The organism is Trichocoleus desertorum ATA4-8-CV12, from assembly GCA_019358975.1.
GTDB lineage: Bacteria > Cyanobacteriota > Cyanobacteriia > FACHB-46 > FACHB-46 > Trichocoleus > Trichocoleus desertorum_A.
In genome coordinates this window covers 211,153-230,982 of the sequence record JAHHIL010000001.1, presented here as the reverse complement: position 1 = coordinate 230,982, position 19,830 = coordinate 211,153, and the positions used below count along the sequence as shown (strand labels likewise).

The window sequence follows — 19,830 nt, the reverse complement described above, 5'->3', positions numbered from 1 at the left end:
GACAAACACAACAGCCATTAAGCAGCAAGCAAACAACAGAGTGACTCTGCCATAGCGACGCATAGAACCTAGCAGTGACATGGGGCAAAATGCAATAACTGCATTAATTCAGGAATCACAAGTTAAAAATTCAGACGCACAAGGCTCTATGTAAGCCTGACATCTACTCTAGTTCACTTCCCTGAGACTCAGCTAAGCCCCTTAGCTCAGCTGTAAGTCTTTGGTATGTGTCTTTGGCCTAAATGGGCTAGAAACAAAAGATTGTGATTCAGTTGACATAGCACTAAAACATTAAGAGCATTACTTAAAACAAGGTCTTTCCTTGGAAAGATTTTTGACAAAAAAAAGCAAATTTATTCTTAAAAAGCGAAAAATTAGCTTTCAGATGCCCCAGCGGGGCATTGCTTGTTTAAGCAAGCTAAAGCTCTAATTTTCTATGCCCCTCGCAAAGGAAAGCCAGGATGAAGCCCTTTATCGTTCTGTCACTTCTTAGTTTGATACTGGTAGGCTGCAACGCAACTCAGAATTCAACTTCTCCTAGTGCATCCCCTACCAATTCCCCCGCTCAATCTAGTCAGTCGAGCGATCGCCAAGCTCAAGGTAAGCCGACTGTTGTCACCACCGTTGCCCCTTTAACGAACATCGTCAGCAATATTGCGGGCGATCGCGCTGAAGTGAGAGGCATCGTCCCTGAAGGCACCGACTCTCACACCTTTGAGCCTCGCCCTTCCGATGGTGAACTGCTCAAGCAAGCCGATCTAATTATTGCTAACGGTTTGCAACTAGAAGCTCCCACCTTAAAGTTAGCTGAGGCGGCTAAGCCAAGAGACGCAAAAATTCATGAAGTTGGTACCAGCACGATCGAGCAAGGCGAGTGGATCTTTGATGCCAGCTTTCCCAAAGAAGGCGGCAAGCCAAATCCTCACCTCTGGGTTAACCCCAAATATGCAGCGGCCTATGCTCGTCAGGCAGCTGAGCAGCTCACCGCTCTAGATCCCGCTGGAGCTGACTATTACGCCACCAACCTCAAAAACTATCTGCAACGATTAGATCAACTCGATCAAGTGACTCGCAAAGTCGTGGCCAGCATTCCACCCGAAAACCGGAAGCTTCTCACCTACCACGACTCTTGGGCCTACTGGGCTCGCGAATATGACGTTGACGTGATCGGGGCCATTCAACCTTCTGATTTCAACGAACCCTCTGCCCAGGATGTCTCCAAGTTGATCGATCAGATCCGGGAAAGCAAAGTCCCTGCTATTTTTGGGTCGGAAGTGTTTCCTAGCAAAGTGGCAGAACAGATTGCCCGCGAAGCCAACGTCAAACTTGACAATACTAGTGACGACGATCTACCCGGTGAAGGTTCTGCCAATGCGATGGAAAACAACAATCCTGAACATACTTATATCGGGATGATGGCCGAAAACCTCCGCATCTTGGCGAGGAACCTCGGTGGTGATCCTAGCCTAGTAGATAGCCTAGAAACGGCCAACATCGTTGGGCCAACTGCCACCGCTCAAGCCAAGCCATAAGGTAGAAAGCATGCAACCTTTGCTGGAAGTCAAAAATCTTGCCTGTGGCTATCAAAGCCAAACCATTTTTGCAGATGTCAATTTCTCCTTGTACCCAGGCCAATTTTCCGGCTTGGTGGGGCCTTCAGGTAGTGGTAAGAGTACCTTACTCAAGACCATTGTGGGACTGCTGCATCCCTGGGGCGGAGAAATTTGGTATCGGGGACGCCGCCTAAAACCAGGAGCTTCTCCGGTTAAGGTGGGCTACGTTCCTCAAGTAGAGACGGTAGATTGGGGCTTTCCCGTCACCGCAGAAGAAGTGGTGATGATGGGGCGGTACCGACAGCAAAGGCTCTGGCCTTGGCCCTCCCGTTGCGATCGCACCAAGGCCAGAGAACTGCTCAGCCGCGTTGGCATTGAACATGTAGCGCGTCAGCCCATTGGTGAACTATCCGGTGGACAGCAGCAACGAGTGTTTCTAGCACGAGCGCTCGTGGGCGATCCCGAAATCGTGTTACTCGATGAACCAACCAGCAGTTCCGACTTGCATGTCCAGCACGAACTCCTGCATCTGTTAGCTGAGCTAGGGCAACAGGGCTTAGCCATCTTAATTTCTACCCATGATCTCAACTCCGTTGCCACTCACCTACCTTGGGTAATCTGCTTCAACCACGGCCTCATCTGCCAAGGCCCACCCAAAGACGTTTTCACGCCCGAAAGCTTAGGGAAAACCTTCCGAGGTGAAATGGTGGTATTTCGGCACAATGAGCGAATTTTGGTTGCGAGTGGAGCCACCTCCTTGCTGCATGAAATGCAAGACAATCTGCCACCCGCCCTCTACAAATCTCTACCTTCTAAATCTGCCTAATTTCTTGCACCAACGTCTGGACTGACTATGGAGTTCCTGCTCAAACCCTTTCAATACGAGTTCTTTAGTCGAGCCATGTGGGTCGGGATGATGGCAGGGTTGTTGTGCGGTGTGATGGGAGTCTACATCACCACCCGACGCATGAGTTACATCGCCCACGGTTTATCCCACGCCATCTTGGGGGGTGCTGTAATTACCTATGTTTTAGGCTTCAACTTCTATATCGGCTCTGGAATTTGGGGGTTTGGTACTGCCCTGCTGATTCAATACCTCACAGGCCGCAAAATCTACTCTGATGCTGCGATTGGCATTGTCACTACCGCTAGTTTTGCCTTGGGCGTTGCCATTATCAGCACCTATCGCAGCTTCACTCAAAGCTTTGAAGCAGCCCTATTTGGCAATGTTTTAGGCATTACACCCACCGACTTATGGGTGGTGACAGCCGTGACTGTACTCTTGCTAAGCCTGGTTTTCATCTTCTACCGTCCCTTACTTTTTTGGTGTTTTGACCGGGAAGTAGCTAAGGTACATGGCGTCCCAGTTTTCGCAATGGATACGCTGTTTGCCTTGATGATGGCAACGCTGCTAGTCGCCACCTTACAAGTGTTAGGAGTCACCTTGATCATTTCAGCAGTCGTGATTCCTGCTTCGATCGCTCGCCTTCTCAGCAATCGCTTTGGCACCATGATGCTACTCTCAGGCGGATTGGGAGCCGCGATCGCCTTTGTCGGCATCTACATCAGCTACTACTTCGACATCGCCTCTGGAGCCAGCGTCGTCCTGCTCTCCACCCTAGTTTTTAGTCTCGTTCTGGGGTGGACTCGTTTCCAACAGCGCCAAAAACGTTATTTGCCTCCACCCCTGCATGCAGAAAAATTGCAGTAAGCAAAGCAATTCTAAAAACTGAGGACTAGACCGAAAGCCTTTCTTCGAGTTACTATTGGAGACTGTGAGTTTTTTAAAAACCTATGAACGCGCAGGAAGTCATCCGCTCGATTGAAGCGGAGCAGTTAAAGGCAAATCTCCCTGAAATTTATGTTGGCGACACCGTCAGGGTAGGCGTCATCATTCAAGAGGGAGGCAAAGAACGGACTCAGCCTTATGAAGGCGTCGTAATTGCCAAGCGTAATGGTGGCATCAACGCCACGATTACCGTACGTCGCGTCTTCCAAGGCGTTGGTGTAGAGCGAGTGTTTTTAGTTCACTCTCCCCGCATCGAAAGCGTTAAGGTGATTCGTCGAGGCAAAGTGCGTCGCGCTAAGCTATACTACTTACGCGATCGCGTCGGTAAAGCAACTCGCATTAAGCAGCGCTTCGACCGCGGCCTCTAATCAGGCTCAGCTTCCACAGCTCTAAGGTTGACGCAAAACAGCTTTAGAATTACAATGCGAAAGCTGAGCGTTGAGCCTAAGCTCAACTTGGGCGCTCTTAGTTCAGTTGGTAGAACGCAGGTCTCCAAAACCTGATGTCGGGGGTTCGAGTCCTCCAGGGCGCGCTGGATGATTACCATGACGGTTCTACTCGGAAGTGTCTCCAAGATTGGTGAACAGGTGCTGTAAGTACCTACTTTCGAGTAGAATTGTTGTTTGGGCGATCCACCGAGCATTGTAATTGAGTTCCTACTTTTAGGTGAAGCAACAGTGCATACTTGCTTGCAGCTCTCTTGAGCAGGGTTGCCTAACTTTAGCGGGAAACCGCTCATAGCTGCACTGATAGGGGAATGAGCAATTGTGGCTAAAAAAGACGAAGTAGAAATACAAGAGAAAAGTTCAGGATTTGATGCAGTTGGTTTCTTCAAAGAATCCAAAGAAGAGCTAGATAAGGTCGTTTGGCCAAGTCGTCAACAGCTCGTCAGTGAATCCTTAGCAGTATTGCTGATGGTAACCCTATCTGCAACCCTCATCTACTTGGTGGACAACTTCTTCAACTGGGTAGCTGGAAAGGTGTTTTGATGACTTCTGCATCAGATGAATCATACAATGCCCTCCCACCGGAAGTGAGAGTGGAAAGCCATGAGGAGGAGTCTTTCGCTCCTAATAGTTCTCATTGGTATGCCGTTCAAGTAGCTTCTGGTTGTGAAAAGCGGGTGAAAACTAACTTGGAGCAGCGAGTTCAAACGATGGATGTCGCTGAGCGAATCCTTCAAGTAGAAATTCCTCAAACTCCTGCTGTTAAGATTCGGAAGGATGGCAGTCGGCAAAATTCGGAAGAGAAAGTCTTTCCAGGTTATGTGCTAATTCGCATGGTCATGGACGACGAGACTTGGCAAGTTGTCAAGAACACCCCGAATGTGATTAACTTTGTCGGCGCTGAGCAAAAGCGTCGCTATGGACGCGGGCGAGGCCACGTTAAACCGATGCCGTTAGGTGCGACAGAAGTAGAACGTATCTTCAAGCGCGCTCAAGAGCAGAAGCCAGTCATCAAAATTGATATGGCAACCGGAGATAAAATTCTGGTGCTCTCGGGTCCTTTCAAGGATTTTGAAGGGGAAGTGATTGAAGTCAGTCCAGAGCGCAGCAAGCTCAAAGCCTTGCTTTCCATCTTTGGGCGAGACACTCCCGTAGAACTGGAGTTTAATCAGGTTCAAAAACAGAGCTAGAAGATAAATGGCAAAGAAAGTAGTTACGGTCATTAAGTTGGCCATTAACGCAGGTAAGGCGAACCCTGCGCCTCCGATTGGCCCTGCGCTCGGTCAGCACGGCGTCAACATCATGATGTTCTGCAAGGAATACAATGCTAGAACTGCTGATCAAGTAGGTTTAGTGGTTCCTGTAGAAATCTCTGTCTACGAAGATCGCAGTTTTACCTTCATTCTCAAGACACCCCCCGCTTCTGTACTAATTCGCAAAGCTGCAGGTGTAGAACGAGGTTCTGGTGAGCCCAACACCAAGAAAGTTGGATCGATTAGTCGGTCTCAACTGCAAGAAATTGCTCAAACCAAACTACCCGATCTGAATGCCAATGATGTTGAAGCAGCCATGAGAATCGTGGAAGGGACTGCACGCAACATGGGTATTACTGTCAAAGACTAGACCTCGAATATAAACAGTTATCACGGGGGAGAAGCAGCGCTTCGTTAATGACCCCAGGAGAGGAAAATGGCAAAGAAGGTATCGCGTCGGCTCGCAGAGCTGAATAAGAAAGTAGAAGAGAGAGCGTATGAGCCGATGGAAGCGCTCAACCTCTTGAAAGAGACAGCTACTGCTAAATTTACAGAATCAGCAGAAGCGCACATTCGTCTTGGTATTGATCCCAAATACACCGATCAGCAATTGAGAACCACTGTGGCTCTCCCAAAAGGCACCGGACAAACTGTTCGGGTTGCAGTCATTGCTCGGGGTGAAAAAGTAGCTGAAGCCAACAACTCTGGCGCTAATATCGCTGGCTCGGAAGAGTTGATTGATGACATCCAAAAGGGCATGATGGACTTTGATGTCCTGATCGCAACACCTGATATGATGCCTCAAGTGGCAAAATTAGGTCGTTTGCTCGGACCTCGTGGTTTGATGCCTTCCCCCAAGGGCGGCACAGTGACATTTGATTTGGCCCAGGCTATTTCAGACTTCAAAGCTGGAAAACTAGAATTCAGAGCCGACCGAACTGGTATCGTCCACGTTCTTTTTGGAAAGTCTGACTTCTCAGCAAACGATTTGCTAGTCAACTTGAAAGCTCTGCAAGAGACGATTGATCGGAACCGTCCTTCTGGTGCTAAAGGTCGTTACTGGCGATCGGTCTTTGTTTCTGCAACAATGGGACCTTCGATCGAAGTAGATGTTAGTGCGCTGCGCGACTTAAAGCTGACTGACGTAGCCTAAGCCTAGCACTGCATCTAAAGTACTTCCCGGAGTGGAGGAGCAACAAGTTTTACCCACAAAATCCCAATTGAATAAACAAAGCCAGAGACAGCAGGCGCAGATTGCTTAATCTCCTGCCGAGGTTTTAACTCTACTAGTAATTGGTCCCTCTAGTTTTTGAAGGCCAATCCCTGTAGTGTTTAACCCGGCTCAATGTCCGGGTTTTTTTCTGGTTTGAGTTGGGCTTTGTTTAGGGATGGGTTTAGATTTGGCATTCTGCGTTTTTTCTTAAGGAGGTGAGTATCAAGTATGGGCAGAACGCTAGAGGATAAGAAGGCAATTGTGGCCGAACTCAAACAGCAGTTGAGCGAGTCCCAACTTGCATTCGTGATCGACTACAAGGGCTTAAGTGTGGCTGAGATCACTGATCTGCGGCGACGTTTGCGTCCAGTAGGCGCAACATGCACGGTCACTAAGAACACGTTGATGCGGATTGCGGTTGACGGGGATGCAACCTGGCAACCAATGACTGAACTTGCATCTCAGTCTTCCGCCTTCTTGCTCGTGAAGGACGACATTGGTGGTGCCATTAAGGCTTACCAAGATTTCCAGAAGGCTACGAAGAAGACTGAACTTCGTGGTGGCGTCATGGAAGGCCGTGTCCTCAGCGCTAATGATGTCAAGGCGATCGGTGAGTTGCCATCTAAGGAACAGCTCATTGCTCAGATTGCAGGAGCCATCAATGGTGTCGCTACCAAGCTGGCTGTGGGTATCAACGAAGTTCCTGGTTCTTTGGCTCGCGCCATCAAGGCTGTGTCCGAGAAAGACGACCAACAGGCAGCTTAATGCTTTCGGATTCTAGATTTTAGAGTTTGGATTTGTACCAAGTTCTAGTTTTTTAGGCCAAACGGTTTACGCAAAAAATTCCTAGGAGTTAACTAATGTCTGCTACAACTGACCAAATTCTGGAACAACTTAAGTCTCTGACTCTGCTAGAAGCAGCTGACTTGGTTAAGCAAATCGAGGAAGCTTTCGGCGTTAGCGCTGCAGCTCCTGCTGGTGGCATGATGATGATGGCTGGGCCTGGGGCTGGCGCTCCTGCTGAAGAAGTAGAAGAGCAAACTGAGTTCACTGTCATGCTCGATGAAGTTCCTGCTGACAAGAAAATTGCAGTTCTGAAAGTTGTTCGAGTTTTGACAGGTCTAGGCTTGAAGGAAGCAAAAGACCTTGTAGAAGCTGCGCCTAAGGCAGTGAAAGAAAATATTGCTAAGGGTGATGCTGAAGATGCTAAGAAGCAACTCGAAGAAGCTGGCGCTAAGGTAACGATTAAGTAAGCTTCGCTGCTATTCGTTCTATCTCAATGAGCAAAGGAGCCTGATTTAGGCTCCTTTTTTTGGGATTTTTGTGATGAATAGGCGATCGCCCAGCCCTACTTGAAACCATACCCAATCGCTAAACGGCTAACCTTACTTCAGGTCTAATAAGCCAGTCTCTTTCAACTTAGGATTGAAGCGAATTTGCATCTGAACGCCTCGATCTCGTAGCTGGGCTAAGATTTGCTCTTCGACTCGCCTAGCCACCCGCTTCAGTAGCTTTATTTGCGTCATTTCATCAGCTTCGCGATAATCAGTCTGCTCTTCTTCAGTCATGGCAAACTTGGCATCAATCGGCTGATTCCAAAGATTTTGCTCCTCCGCATTGCCTACCGGAGTCTTGCCGTTTTCAGAGATCCAAGCATCTCGAATCGCTTCTAGGGCGGTACGATTGGGGCGATCGCTCGTCTGGACTTTAAACCAGTAACAAGCTTGAGGGCGACGCACTAAATGCTGTTGGAGGCTGAGATAAATATCTCGCGAGTAGCCAATAAATTGTAGAGTTTGTGCTTGGTCAAAAATTGCATAAACACCAACTTTCCCTTGGAATTGCTCGTTTACTTGACCAGCATCATCGAGGTAGGGAATGTATTCTAAGTCGGCGAGAACAGGAATATCAGTTATAAAAGTCATGCGTTGCTTAAAAAAATAGTTTTAGTCAATTTTGTGATAGATAGCACACAAGCGACTAGGCTGAAAAATCTTAGCCTTAAACATAAAGTTAGGCGGCACATTCACAATCACATACTGATTAGATTCATGATATTTTTCAAATTCTTGGGGCATGCCTTTAGGGCTTGACGTGCTATAAGGCACAGGTTGAAATAGTAATTCTGTAAATTCTACTTGCTCACATTGCGACTGCTGAGCTACTTGTTGTAAAAAAGCTTCACTTCTCAACAAGTTAAATAAATCCGCTTGGGCTGCTGGCTCCAGCGTAAATCCACTATCAAAATGTTCAATAATTTTAAGTTTCATTGTTCATAACAGTTCACTAACTGGGCGATGAAATATCAAACAAAAACAAAGCAGCGATCGCTTCATCGATATAGCAGAATTAATACTAATTTCTGGGCATTAGCTTTGATTACTACTTTGATTCAGCCTATTAGATTCTGAAGCGTCTGTCAGCAATAGCTCTTCATCTCGATATTAAGAATCATGACTTCACCACTCCATCTAGGCGTGAGACTGCGGGCACAAAAAGTACCTGTAGCCTGAAATTTTACTACCCAATAGGCTTAGGTCATTTTAATTTAACTCCTTCTTAGGCTATAAAACACTGCTGCAATCTCCTAAGTCTTACTTGAGGTATAAAACCCTGCCAAATCTAGCCCCTAGGCTGGAGAAGGGGCAGATAAATGCAGAGTTAGCTCGCGTTAGTTGCCACCCATAAGAAAAAAGGAGGAAAGCTATGGCTGATTTAGATAAAAATCGAGATTTGAATCAAGGAAATGAGGCTCATGAGCCCGATGCGAACCGTGACCCGCTTTCTGGTCAACCCGGTGCTCATCCCGTAGGAACTGGCATTGGTGCCGCTGGAATTGGCACAGTGGGTGCGGTAGTAGGGGGTGTAATTGGCGGTCCTATCGGCGCAGTGATTGGAAGCGCAGTTGGAGCAGTAGCAGGTGGTTTGGTTGGCAAAAGTGCGGCTGAAGCCGTTGACCCCACCGTTGAAGAGGAATACTGGCGCAACAATTATGCTTCTCGGCCTTATGTGGAACCAGGCCACACCTATGATGATTATCAGTCAGCTTACCAAACTGGGTATGAGGGCTATGGTCGTCATGCAGAGACTGGAAGAAAGTTTGATGAGATCGAACCAGATCTTCGGAGCGATTACGAAACCCGTCATGGCGGTAAAGGTCTAGGTTGGGATAAAGCAAAGCATGCAGCCCGCGATGCTTGGGACAAGGTTGAAAATACAGTTACAGGTTCTGGCGATCGCAACTCCGGACAAAATCTTGCTGGCCGAGGCGACACTCAACAAGTCAATCTGTACGAAGAAAGGCTGATCACTGACAAAACCCGTGTCAAGACTGGTGAAGTCAACGTTGGTAAGCATGTAGAAACTGAAACTGCCCGCGTTGATGTTCCGGTGGAAAAAGAGCGTGTAGTTGTAGAGCGCACTACCCCGACGAATGCTGGTACCCCAGTTACACCTGGAGAAGCTGACTTCCATGAGGGAGAAGTAGCACGGGTAGAAATCTATGAGGAGCGAGCTGACATTCACAAAGAAGCGGTACTACGCGAAGAAGTGAATATCAGAAAAGAAGTTGATCATGAGACGGTTCAGGCGGAAGAGCAAATTCGCCGGGAAGAACTAGATATCGATCGCCAAGGTCGTGGAGTAAGCGATCGCTCCAATCCTCTAACCTAAACCCTAGCCTAACTCTGGCCTAACTCTGGCCTAACCAGATAGTTAGCTGATGGTGCATTGCAACCAGAGCAGATTGCTAGTGTGATCAAGGGTGGGCTTAATATTAGGCTCACCCTTTTTTCAGGCTCCTACAAAACTCAACGGGCTGCACTCAAAATCAGCTTGAACCCGTCAAATGGACTTTTTACGTTGGGCTAAAAGACGCGCTGCTAGAAGTCCACCTAGAAAACCGAACAAGTGGCCTTCCCAAGAGATGCCATTACGAATAGGCAGCACTCCCCAGATCAAGCTGCCATAGAGAGTACCGACTAGAAGTGAAAAGGCGATCCCCACTGCGCTTCTTTCAAAGTAACCCCGTGACAATAAAAAGCCGAAGTAGCCAAAAACAACACCGCTGGCTCCAATGTGAATCGAATTAGCGGAGCCAAACAACCACACACCCAAGCCACTGGCCAGGATTGTAATCAGACTAACGATAAAAAAGTCGCTGATTTCTCGGAGCATCACAAACCATCCCAAAACTAGGAAAGGGATGGTGTTCGCCATTAAGTGCCCTAAACCTCCATGCAAAAACGGTGCAAACAGAATGCCCCGCAAGCCGCTAATACTACGAGGGCGGATACCGTAGAGGTTGAGAGCGTTACCTAAAACGAACAAATCAATAATTTCTAGCAACCAAATACAGATAATGAAGCTGCCCAGAATCAGAGCATGATTTCTGAGTTCACGGGCGATCGCACTTTTATCGTCATTCTTCATGGCTTTGCCTCAGCAGTATCTCACCTGAGATTTGCCCCTCAAATTATCAGGGTCCTGTTCTACAGTTTTAGCTTGCTGAAGGCAGTTTTCTCCAGAATTCAATTTTTGCAGGCAACCACAGAGGATTTCCCTACAGTTGCCCTACACCCGTTAAGCCATGACCATGCCGCCATCTACATTCATAACTTGTCCTGTAATGTAGGCAGCCGCTGGGTCAGCAGCGAGGAATTTCACTAAGCCAGCTACTTCCTCTGGCTGTCCATAGCGGCCTAAAGGAATAAACTTCAAAATTTCTTCCGTGTGGTTCAAGCCACTGGTCATGTCAGTCGCAATGAAGCCAGGAGCTACAGCATTGACCGTTACCCCCCGACTCGCCAATTCCTTGGCAACAGTCTTGGTAAAACCAATAACCCCAGCTTTAGCTGCGCTGTAGTTTGCTTGCCCTGGGTTGCCCATTTGGCCTGCCACAGACGTGATATTGACGATGCGGCCAGAGCGTTGCTTCAGCATAATTTTGCTAGCCAATCTGGTACATAGAAATACACCAGTCAGGTTGAGATCAATCACAGCTTGCCAATCTTCCGGCTTCATCCGCAACAGTAAGGTATCGCGAGTAATCCCAGCATTGTTGACGAGAACATCAATGCGTCCCCATTTTTCCATCACAGCGCTGAAAAAAGCATCGACCTGATCTGCTTTGGAGACATCGGCTTGTAGAGCCACAGCGTCACTGCCCATAGCAGTGATATCAGCCACGACTTTGTCCGCAGCAGTACTAGAGTTGGCATAGTTGACCACAACATTGGCTCCTTCAGCAGCGAGCGCCAAAGCGACAGAGCGACCAATGCCTCTAGATGCTCCAGTTACGATCGCCACTTGCCCTTGCAATCGTTTCGATGCAGTCTCTTGCAATGCCTCCATACCTAATTCCTCTTTTCGAATATCAGTAGCCAATCGCTCAATTATCTTAGGGCATTTACGTCCCAACTCTGCTGCTTAACCGATGGGCTGCTTAACCGAGGACAGATGAGCTACAAAGGATTTGTACTAGGATCAATGCAATGATCCGCAACTGGTTGTGTCCTATGGCTACCAAAAAACAGTTCAGTAACTTTCAAGAATTGTTATCTGGTTCTGAGTTACCAATGCTAGTAGATTTTTATGCGCCTTGGTGTGGCCCTTGCCAAGTTATGGCTCCGATTTTAGAGCAGGTCAATGCTCAAATGAAGGAACAATTGCGTGTCGTAAAAATCAACACAGAAACCTATCCAGAATTGGCATCTCAATACCAAATTCATGCGCTGCCAACGCTGGTCTTATTTAAGGATGGACAGCCGATCGATCGCATAGAAGGTGTGATGCAGGCGAAACAGATTGTGCAACGTTTACAACCGTTTGTTTCCAGAAATTCGTAGGCAGGATGCGAGGGTTGCTAGAGTAGTCGCGATCGCCGTATCCCTCCTAAGCCTATGCACTCTCAAAACACCAAAGCTGAATTGCACCGCCTCCTTCAAGCTCGCAACGAGTACCCCGAAAAAATCGCTGAAATTGACGCTCAAATTCATACCATTTTTGCCGAAACTCACGCAATTCTGGTATTGGATATGTCAGGCTTTTCTCGGCTTACGATTCGGCATGGCATTATTCATTTCTTGGCTATGATTCATCGCTTAAGTGCGATCGCCACCCCCCTAGTCGAACAGCACCAAGGTACTGTGATCAAGCAAGAAGCTGATAATTTATTTGCTGTTTTCCCAGAAGTTGTATTAGCGGTGAATGCTGGGCTAGATATCTTAAAAAGCTTAGCGACTGTCAATTCTGGATTACCAGATGCAATGGATTTGTACGCTAGCATTGGCATCGGCTACGGAGAAGTGTTGTTGGTAGCGGGCGAAGATCTGTACGGCAATGAAATGAATTTGGCTTCCAAACTAGGGGAAGACCTAGCACGATCGAATGAGATTTTACTGACGGAGTTGGCGTTCCAGCAGTTGCAATCTACAACTTGGACTTGTGAGGCCATTGAACTCTCTGTTTCTGGCTTGGAACTAACGGCTTATCAGGTGCAGTTTTCCAAGTGAGCCCAATTTCTAACACCCAATTGCCTAACAACGGTACAGACGGTATCGATAGCCATCGGTACGATGCTTGTGCTCTGGATCAGCGATACAACGCTCTCCCGCTAAGAGAGAGGCTAAACTCGGTGTCTCGTCCGGATTGGGAAAGTTGAGCAACCATAGATCCAGCGGGCGAGGCAATTGGCTTAAGGTTTGCTGGAGCGCGATCGCACTCGATAACGGATTTTGGTCTTGATGGGCTAGCAGAAAGCGGGGATTAGCCAATGTCCCTGTGATCGGTCGGCGTTTCAGCTCCCAAGCCAAACCCATCAGCCTGCCTGTCTGCCCATGAGTCATATGGGCGATCGCGATCAAGGGGGGAGATTGAGTCGCTTGCTGAAGATGTTGCACCACCACATCAGGGCGATGGGTTTTCTGATAACCCAATCCTGTCGCAACGGTCAGACTACTAAGCAGGCCAACGAGCCAAACAATCATCACCACTGTTTTACCGTTGGGTTGCCACCGTTTCCAAACATTACCCGCTGGTTTTGGTGGTGACACTTCGGGTTGAGGCGTGACGGACTCAGACCAAAAAGCAGCTAGGCTGGTTGCCAGTAAAACAACAACGGCAGGAAAATAAACAAAGCTGAAACGAAATGCACTGGTAATTTCGGTTCCTAAACCGTAAGCAATACCAAAAAAGAGCGCGATCGCACTGAGGACAAAACCACCTAATCCTTGCAGCGCCAATCGGCTTTGGAGTTTCTGCCACTGCTGCTTTAACCCTTGGTAAATTAGCGGGACTGACCAGGCACAAAACAGCAGCATACCCAGGCCAGACATAATCACTAGGGTAAAATTGGGGGCTTGCACGGGTAAAAAGACCAGCATGGTGATCCACCCCACTAAAGCCTGTAGCACTGGATCGAACCAACCCAGCCCAGATCGAGTACCGCTATAGATCCAGTCGGTCAGCTGATTGCCGTAAACTCCTTGCCAAGCAGGTAACCAAACGACGATGCCCGCTACGGTTCCAGCGACCACCGCATAAATTCGTCCCCACAGTTTAAGCGCTGGTAGCTGGAAGGGCAGATGAGATTGATTGGACCTAGCTTTTTGCCCCACCAAAAGCCAAAATCCCAGTAATACCAAAGCCTCTGCGAATAAAGACAGGACGAAGAAGTAATGGGTTGCCATACCCAGCGTATTCACCCCAACCCAACTTAACCCAACCAGTAGGGGTAAAGGTTTATGAACCCGCAGCGATCGCAGCGCAACTACTAAGCAGCCCAAGGAAGCGATCACCCACAGCACAGCCAGGGTATAGTGACGCGCTTCCTGAGCCAGGTAGATACCATAAGGGGAAACAGCCATCCCCGCTGCTGCCAGATGCCCAACTAAAGGAGATTCAAAAGCCAGCCAGCCCAAGCCAAACATCGCCGGAATTGAAACAGCCCCAAAGATGGCAGGGAGCGATCGCGCCGCCCAAATGGACACCAACCCCTCTTGAGACGGAAACAATTGCAGCCACCAATGAGCCAGCACAAAATAGAGAGGAGGATGAGTGCTTTCCTGCATCAAGTGCTCCGACACCGCAGCCACCTTTGTTTGTGGCTCTAGCTGTAAAGGTTGCAGGAGGGTATCCAGAGCGATCGCTTGATTCAGCGGAATAGTACGAAAACTGTGCCCTAAGCTAAACACCAAAGTGGCAAATTCATCCGTCCAAACTGATTTCGAGTCAAGGCATAGGAAGCGTAGCCCTATACCCACAAGCAGCCAAAACAACAGCAGTAGGAGATGCAGCCAGCGGCTGTGAAGCAAAGTTTTCAAGTGTCAGGGCCCAAAGCCAGCGCTTTCAAGAATTGCAGGTCAGCCACTTAGATGATGAATTGCCCCCATCGATCTCAGCAACTCGTCTAAGCGCTTCCCTCCAAGTCAATCAGTTTCTCACGAATTTAGGTTAAGCGTCTGTTAGCAAAATGCTGCTTCTGCCGCTAACCTGCATCTTATTTGACTTCGGTAACTCGCCAACTCAATTTCAAGTTAATCCAGAAATTCCAGAACAGCACGATTGCGATCGCGATCATTTTGGCGGCATATTGGTTGACGTGGAAGACATTATACAAACCGTTAACAATCAAAGTATTAAGGACTAAACCCAATAAACAAACCACATTGAATTTCAGCAACCGTTTGGCACGTTGTCGCCATCCCTGCTGCCGACTGGAAACATCGCTAAAAGTCCAAGCATCATTCCAGAAAAAGTTGTTAATAATGGCCAACTCCACCGAGATGATGTTGCTTCTCGTCAGTCCTAATTGCAGCCCCTCCCGCAGTAGATAAAACACTGACATATCGACAAACAAACCCGTTAGCCCCACAAAGCCAAACCGGATGAAGCGACCAAAGGGTGATAATGCCAAACGCAAGCGCCCTAAATGACGCAAATAATCCACATACTGCTTCCAAGTAACCTTGCTCTCGCCTCCCTGTCGCTCCTGAAACACATAGCCTACTTCTGCTACTCGCCCGATATCGCCTCGGCCCAGCACTTCAATCAAAATTTTGTAGCCGACAGGACTCAATGTTTTCCCGGCGATCGCCCTACGCCGTACCAAGAAGTAGCCGCTCATAGGGTCCGAGACTCGACCTACTACACCCGGTAGAATCACGAGCCCAACCAACTGGGCTCCCCGGGATAGAAAACGCCGCACCACACTCCAGCTACTAACGCCACCTCCTTCTACATGGCGACTTGCTGTGGCTAGATCTGCGCCCTGCTGCGTCTCTGCAATCAGCTGGAGCAAAACCTCCGGTGGATGTTGGAGATCTCCATCAATGACACCGAGCACTTCTCCTTTAGCCACTTGCCAACCCCGGATCACCGCAGTGGACAACCCCCGCTCCTGTTGCCGCCGCATCACCCGCACCTGAGGATACTGGCTCACCAGCTCTTGAGCAATCTTCCAGGTATAGTCTGGGCTATCATCATCGACCACGATCAATTCATAGTTACCTGGTAGCACCTGATCTAACAGCCGACTCAACAATTCAATCAAGGCTTCAATATTCTCACCTTCATTGAAAGTGGGAATCACCAGGGATAAATAAACCGTAGGTAAGAACTGCTCTTCGAGAGAGTTCGGCTCAAGGTCATGTGCAACCGTTGGCTCAGTAATTGTCAAAGAGCCAGAAGGAGGCGCTAAAAGAGAACGGGATTGGCTAATACTCATCTCGAAAGCCTCAGGTTGCAGAAGAACGGGTATAAAGACGGACAGTAAACTCATCCAAAAGCATCGTGCCTGTTAAGTGCTGAGTTTGGGTTTGGCGGTACTGTTGAGCCAGCACTTGTTGAACTTGCTGTTTTTCTAATTCTGTACTGGGGCGAGACCAAACAGGCCGAGCGCTATCTATCCAGAGAATCCGAGGATATGATGCCGTCTCAGGGGTTAAGGTCGTTGCTAAAGCCGCCGCTAAATCAGTGGATTTCTGGGCTAAGAGCTGTACAGGAGCGCTAGGAGGCATGTAGTAAGCCAGCCGTAACACATGGCCCCAAGCGCTAGAGTTCATGGCAATCAGCGTTGGGGTCGTTGGCTCTTGCATCACCAAGTCGGCCACCGCATGAAACACTTGACGCTGCCTCAAACTGAAGTCGCCTACTCCAACACCTAGGTATAGAAGCAAGAGAGCGGCCACGGCAGGTCCTTGCCATCTAGCTGATAACCGTTCTAGCCCTAGAGTGAGTAATAGTAAGCAACCAGGCAAGATAAAAATCATAGCTCGCCCCCAGCCAAATCCAATGGTGAGCTTACCAGTTACGGTATCCACAGCTAGGGCCAAAAGCAGGGGGAAAATGCCTAGAATGCAAGCGGTTCCAAGCAATTGATGCTTACCCCATCGCCAAACTGAAACAATGCAGGCCGTTAGCACTGCAATCACTCCAACTCCAGCTAAAACAATACTTGTCGTGGGTAAGCTCGTGAGCCAATCACCCAACAATAGATGAGCGGCTAAAGTCTGAGCTACATCCTGCAGGTGAGCGATCGCAGCTGTCCCCCCCCCACCCGAAACTTGACGCACAACATCACTACGATTGCGTAGTTGTTGTAGTGTTCCCCACACCGCCCAAGGGATGGTTAAGATAACGCCAGTGGTTAAGGGTATGGCATACTGCCACCAGCGCCGCCAATCTAAATAGAGCACTAAGGCCGCTAAGGTAACAACCCAATACACAAACAGATATTGAGTCAACAGTCCTGCCGTCACAGAGCCAATTAACAAGAGCTGCCAGGACAAAGATTGCTTCCATCTTTGTGGGAGCTGTCTATCATCTTGGTGAATCAAGCGGAGGAGAGCCCAAGCACTAAGGATCGTCCAAAGCACCAAGGGACCATACATACGAGCATTCAGTGAGTGAGATAAGTAGAATGGATTGACACTGAGGAGGGCCGCCAAAATCAAGCCGCCCCGGTGTCCCAACAGTGTTTTTCCCAAACCATAAGCACAGCCAATTGCAGCAATACTAAGGAGAGCGACCAAACTGCGCAGAGCAATTTCACTGTTGCCAAATAAATATAGCCACCCATGCAAACTTAAATAGGAAAGTGGGGGATGAGGGTCACTCAGAATTCCTTTGATCACATTCTTCACCGCTTCTATTGCGCTGTAACCAGCCACGTTAGAGGGTAGATGCAAAAGAGCTGCATAGTCTTGCAGAACTATAGGTAAGGCTCCAGGATTTTGATACTGCCCGCGCTGTCCGGTAGAGAGAAGTACAGATAAAACTTCGTCATACCAGAGTTCGCGACTTCCTAAATTGAGCAGGCGCAGCAGCACAGCGATCGCGATCGCTAGAAGCAACAGCAACTCTAGGGATACAGCAAACTTTAATCTAATGGCTCTAAATTGCTTATACATAAGCGTGAGCGCCTCATGCCTCATTTCTAATGGGGTTAGACGGGGTGGTTAGGTGACTAGAAGAGGAAATGCTAGAACTTTGAAGAATAGAAACTTCGTAGATGGGATACTTACCAAACTTTCCCAAATCCGAGAACTGCATTGTAAAAGGTTGATTTGAGTGCGAAAACTTTAAATCATCTAGACTTGCTTTAGGAGTATTACAGTCCCGATAGGGATAACAAACATACAAAAACTTTTGGTATCCCTGAGACAATAGCGTGGTGCTCAGCTGCTTCACATCTTGGTTTGCCTCAGTGAGGAAGAATGCTTTCTCAGGCAGTGAGGGCGCTAACGCCTGGGCTACATACTCATGAGACATCGCAATGATGGAGCTTGGTTGCGATCGCAATCCTGCTACTGCGGGTACAGTGAGCTGGTAGTTACGGGCTAAATCGACCGTTCCTAAGAAGATATTGATATACAAGCCCACCAACCCAAATACAGCAAGCAGTCCCATGAAGGCCAACTGCAAGTTTCGTTGATGAGTTTGCATTAACGATTTCAGTTGCATCGCTACTAGCAAAGCAATCAGTGGAACCGTAATTAGTAAGAAACGTGGTCCCCATTGTTTACCACCTGCACCGGCAGGCACAATCAGAGGCACGGCCAGAACAAATAAAATGCTGATGAGCAAAATCACCTGCATTTTAGGAGTCAGTTTCAACTTACCTCCTAAAAAGGCCAGACAGGTATAGATTAGAGAAAAGAAAACAACTGGAAAATAGTAAGTAAGACTAAATAGCAACTGCTTAAGATTATCTAACGCCGTTCGCAAGCGTTGGCTCAAAGTGAATTCTTCAACGATTTGAACAGAATGAATTCCTAAAGGATGCTGATAAACCAGCAGATTGATACCAAAAAATATTGCCACTGACAGCATCATACTAACCGCGATCGCGATCGCCTTCTGCCCAACAAAATTAAATTTTTTTAATTGTTTGGTTTGAGTTGCAACTAGCCACACAAGCATGATCCCAACCAAGCATAAAAACTCTGGTCTAAACCATACAGCTAAGCCAATCAATGCTCCACTGAAAATTGCATCTCTAGTAGAAAGACCTTTAACAGGAGGAACTAGCGCTAAAGCTAAGCCTTGAAACGCTAAAGCAACAGCCAATGTATGCTCCCAATACATCGCACTATACAAGGACAGAGGAGCTGTAAAAATTAGGACAACTAGAGCGATCGAAGTACTAATCTTACCTAGCTTCAAGCGTTGACAGGCTAAATAAAAACTAAACCAAAGGACCCAAGTAGAAACCAAAGGAACAACATAGAGTCCTCTAAAACCCAACAGAGCATGAAAAGGAGCAGTTACCAGCGGAAAGGTAAAAGGGAAAGTAACAAAGTAACGGTTCTCTACGTTATAGACAAAGGGAGGCCGAAAGGGATATAGCCCAATGTCCCACAGGCTTTGTATCCAGGTATTTACAGGTAGCCTCAGATCAAAGTGAAAGTTTCCAGCACTAAATTGTTTCGCCAACAAAGCTTTCAACCCACCATCACCACTGTAAAAGACATCATTTGGCACTAAAGCTTGTAAGCATAAAGAAAATAGAATGCCAATAAAAATGACGGTGAGCGGAATATTCAATCGAGGAATCTTCATGGTTTCCCTGCCTAGGAATACCCTAGCTCTAAGGTCTGATTTTGATGTCAACTTAAAAACTCATATTTTTCTGAGCAGATCATGACATATCACTTATAGATATCAATTGTTTCAGCCCATAACTCCGGAAAAATTGGTCACAGCTTTGTCAAACCAGTGAATGTACGCATGGCTTGGATTTCACCTACCTTAATTTGTCAATTAACACTTCTTTTGACAAATCCTCAGATCAAAACATCTAGCAAATTTACTGTCATCTTGACCGTAGAAGGTAAAGCCTTTACCCACACGTTTATACTGTCCCAGATTGCATCTGCACAAAAATAGGCTTTAGAGAAGCTTTATCTTCATAGCCCAGACTGTCAGCGTTTTTACTGTCCTCTCGACTATTCTCTCGAAATAAGAGTGAAGCTTACGAATAGATGCTTTGGCTGATTCGCAACTAAAGCTCCTAATGGCGACCAAAACGAAACTTTTAGCAGGTAGATCAAGGCTAAATCAGGCGATCGCAGAACTG

The 19,830-nt window shown here is 47.7% G+C and carries 21 protein-coding genes, 1 tRNA gene and 1 other annotated feature; of the genes, 14 read left to right on the top strand and 8 right to left on the bottom strand.

The genetic code is table 11. The features are described from left to right. Positions 1–461: 461 nt before the first annotated feature. The 11 genes from KME12_01105 to rplL all read left to right on the top strand — a co-directional run bounded on the left by KME12_01105 (position 462) and on the right by rplL (position 7,507). Positions 462–1,532 (top strand): metal ABC transporter substrate-binding protein, encoded by a 1,071-nt coding sequence (locus KME12_01105; GenBank protein ID MBW4486364.1) that lies wholly within the window; start codon positions 462–464, stop codon positions 1,530–1,532. Positions 1,533–1,542: 10 nt separating this feature from the next. Continuing rightward, positions 1,543–2,379, top strand: a complete 837-nt coding sequence (locus tag KME12_01100; GenBank protein MBW4486363.1) for a metal ABC transporter ATP-binding protein — start codon at positions 1,543–1,545, stop codon at positions 2,377–2,379. Positions 2,380–2,406: 27 nt separating this feature from the next. Next, complete coding sequence (locus tag KME12_01095) at positions 2,407–3,264, top strand: metal ABC transporter permease (protein MBW4486362.1); 858 nt, start codon at positions 2,407–2,409, stop codon at positions 3,262–3,264. A gap of 83 nt (positions 3,265–3,347) precedes the next feature. Next, a complete protein-coding gene (gene rplS / locus KME12_01090; GenBank protein ID MBW4486361.1) occupies positions 3,348–3,710 on the top strand; it encodes a 50S ribosomal protein L19 in 363 nt (120 codons plus the stop codon). A gap of 91 nt (positions 3,711–3,801) precedes the next feature. Next, a tRNA-Trp gene (locus KME12_01085) sits at positions 3,802–3,874 on the top strand. Positions 3,875–4,109: 235 nt separating this feature from the next. Next, positions 4,110–4,331 (top strand): preprotein translocase subunit SecE, encoded by a 222-nt coding sequence (gene secE, locus KME12_01080; protein ID MBW4486360.1) that lies wholly within the window; start codon positions 4,110–4,112, stop codon positions 4,329–4,331. Further along, positions 4,331–4,978 (top strand): transcription termination/antitermination protein NusG, encoded by a 648-nt coding sequence (gene nusG, locus KME12_01075; protein MBW4486359.1) that lies wholly within the window; start codon positions 4,331–4,333, stop codon positions 4,976–4,978. The genes secE and nusG overlap by 1 nt, the downstream gene beginning before the upstream one ends. Before the next feature lie 7 nt (positions 4,979–4,985). Continuing rightward, positions 4,986–5,411: a 50S ribosomal protein L11 gene (rplK, locus tag KME12_01070; protein MBW4486358.1), complete on the top strand. Its 426-nt coding sequence runs from the start codon at positions 4,986–4,988 to the stop codon at positions 5,409–5,411. A 66-nt stretch (positions 5,412–5,477) separates the two neighbouring features. Continuing rightward, positions 5,478–6,194, top strand: coding sequence for a 50S ribosomal protein L1 (gene rplA / locus KME12_01065; GenBank protein ID MBW4486357.1), 717 nt, complete (start codon positions 5,478–5,480; stop codon positions 6,192–6,194). 63 nt (positions 6,195–6,257) lie between these two features. Further along, positions 6,258–6,411: a sequence feature (ribosomal protein L10 leader region), on the top strand. Between the two features lie 71 nt (positions 6,412–6,482). Further along, entirely contained in the window at positions 6,483–7,019 is a 537-nt protein-coding gene (gene rplJ / locus KME12_01060) for a 50S ribosomal protein L10 (protein ID MBW4486356.1), read from the top strand. A gap of 95 nt (positions 7,020–7,114) precedes the next feature. Continuing rightward, positions 7,115–7,507, top strand: a complete 393-nt coding sequence (gene rplL / locus KME12_01055) for a 50S ribosomal protein L7/L12 (protein ID MBW4486355.1) — start codon at positions 7,115–7,117, stop codon at positions 7,505–7,507. A gap of 132 nt (positions 7,508–7,639) precedes the next feature. On the opposite strand, the gene KME12_01050 is transcribed toward rplL, so the two are convergent. Together KME12_01050 and KME12_01045 are read right to left on the bottom strand one after the other, a co-directional pair. Then, the gene (locus tag KME12_01050; protein ID MBW4486354.1) at positions 7,640–8,179 is read right to left on the bottom strand and encodes a GIY-YIG nuclease family protein; all 540 of its coding nucleotides are present in this window, start codon (positions 8,177–8,179) and stop codon (positions 7,640–7,642) included. 21 nt (positions 8,180–8,200) lie between these two features. Further along, on the bottom strand, positions 8,201–8,524 hold the full coding sequence (locus KME12_01045; GenBank protein ID MBW4486353.1) for a hypothetical protein: 324 nt from the start codon (positions 8,522–8,524) through the stop codon (positions 8,201–8,203). Between the two features lie 838 nt (positions 8,525–9,362). Here KME12_01045 and KME12_01040 point away from each other — a divergent pair. Next, on the top strand, positions 9,363–9,926 hold the full coding sequence (locus KME12_01040) for a YsnF/AvaK domain-containing protein (GenBank protein ID MBW4486352.1): 564 nt from the start codon (positions 9,363–9,365) through the stop codon (positions 9,924–9,926). A 171-nt stretch (positions 9,927–10,097) separates the two neighbouring features. Here the strand turns inward: KME12_01040 and KME12_01035 are convergent, their stop codons facing one another. Both KME12_01035 and fabG read right to left on the bottom strand, forming a co-directional pair. Next, positions 10,098–10,685 (bottom strand): rhomboid family intramembrane serine protease, encoded by a 588-nt coding sequence (locus KME12_01035; GenBank protein ID MBW4486351.1) that lies wholly within the window; start codon positions 10,683–10,685, stop codon positions 10,098–10,100. Positions 10,686–10,835: 150 nt separating this feature from the next. Beyond that, positions 10,836–11,606, bottom strand: a complete 771-nt coding sequence (gene fabG, locus KME12_01030; GenBank protein ID MBW4486350.1) for a 3-oxoacyl-[acyl-carrier-protein] reductase — start codon at positions 11,604–11,606, stop codon at positions 10,836–10,838. Between the two features lie 164 nt (positions 11,607–11,770). On the opposite strand from fabG, the gene trxA reads away from it, so the two are divergent. Together trxA and KME12_01020 are read left to right on the top strand one after the other, a co-directional pair. Further along, entirely contained in the window at positions 11,771–12,100 is a 330-nt protein-coding gene (trxA, locus tag KME12_01025) for a thioredoxin (protein MBW4486349.1), read from the top strand. 54 nt (positions 12,101–12,154) lie between these two features. Further along, positions 12,155–12,766, top strand: coding sequence for an adenylate/guanylate cyclase domain-containing protein (locus KME12_01020; GenBank protein MBW4486348.1), 612 nt, complete (start codon positions 12,155–12,157; stop codon positions 12,764–12,766). A gap of 24 nt (positions 12,767–12,790) precedes the next feature. Here the strand turns inward: KME12_01020 and KME12_01015 are convergent, their stop codons facing one another. The 4 genes from KME12_01015 to KME12_01000 all read right to left on the bottom strand — a co-directional run bounded on the left by KME12_01015 (position 12,791) and on the right by KME12_01000 (position 19,313). Continuing rightward, positions 12,791–14,575, bottom strand: coding sequence for a glycosyltransferase (locus tag KME12_01015; GenBank protein ID MBW4486347.1), 1,785 nt, complete (start codon positions 14,573–14,575; stop codon positions 12,791–12,793). 176 nt (positions 14,576–14,751) lie between these two features. After that, positions 14,752–15,978, bottom strand: a complete 1,227-nt coding sequence (locus tag KME12_01010) for a glycosyltransferase (GenBank protein MBW4486346.1) — start codon at positions 15,976–15,978, stop codon at positions 14,752–14,754. Positions 15,979–15,988: 10 nt separating this feature from the next. Continuing rightward, positions 15,989–17,662 (bottom strand): glycosyltransferase family 39 protein, encoded by a 1,674-nt coding sequence (locus KME12_01005; protein MBW4486345.1) that lies wholly within the window; start codon positions 17,660–17,662, stop codon positions 15,989–15,991. A 13-nt stretch (positions 17,663–17,675) separates the two neighbouring features. Then, positions 17,676–19,313, bottom strand: coding sequence for a hypothetical protein (locus KME12_01000; protein ID MBW4486344.1), 1,638 nt, complete (start codon positions 19,311–19,313; stop codon positions 17,676–17,678). Positions 19,314–19,830: the final 517 nt, after the last annotated feature.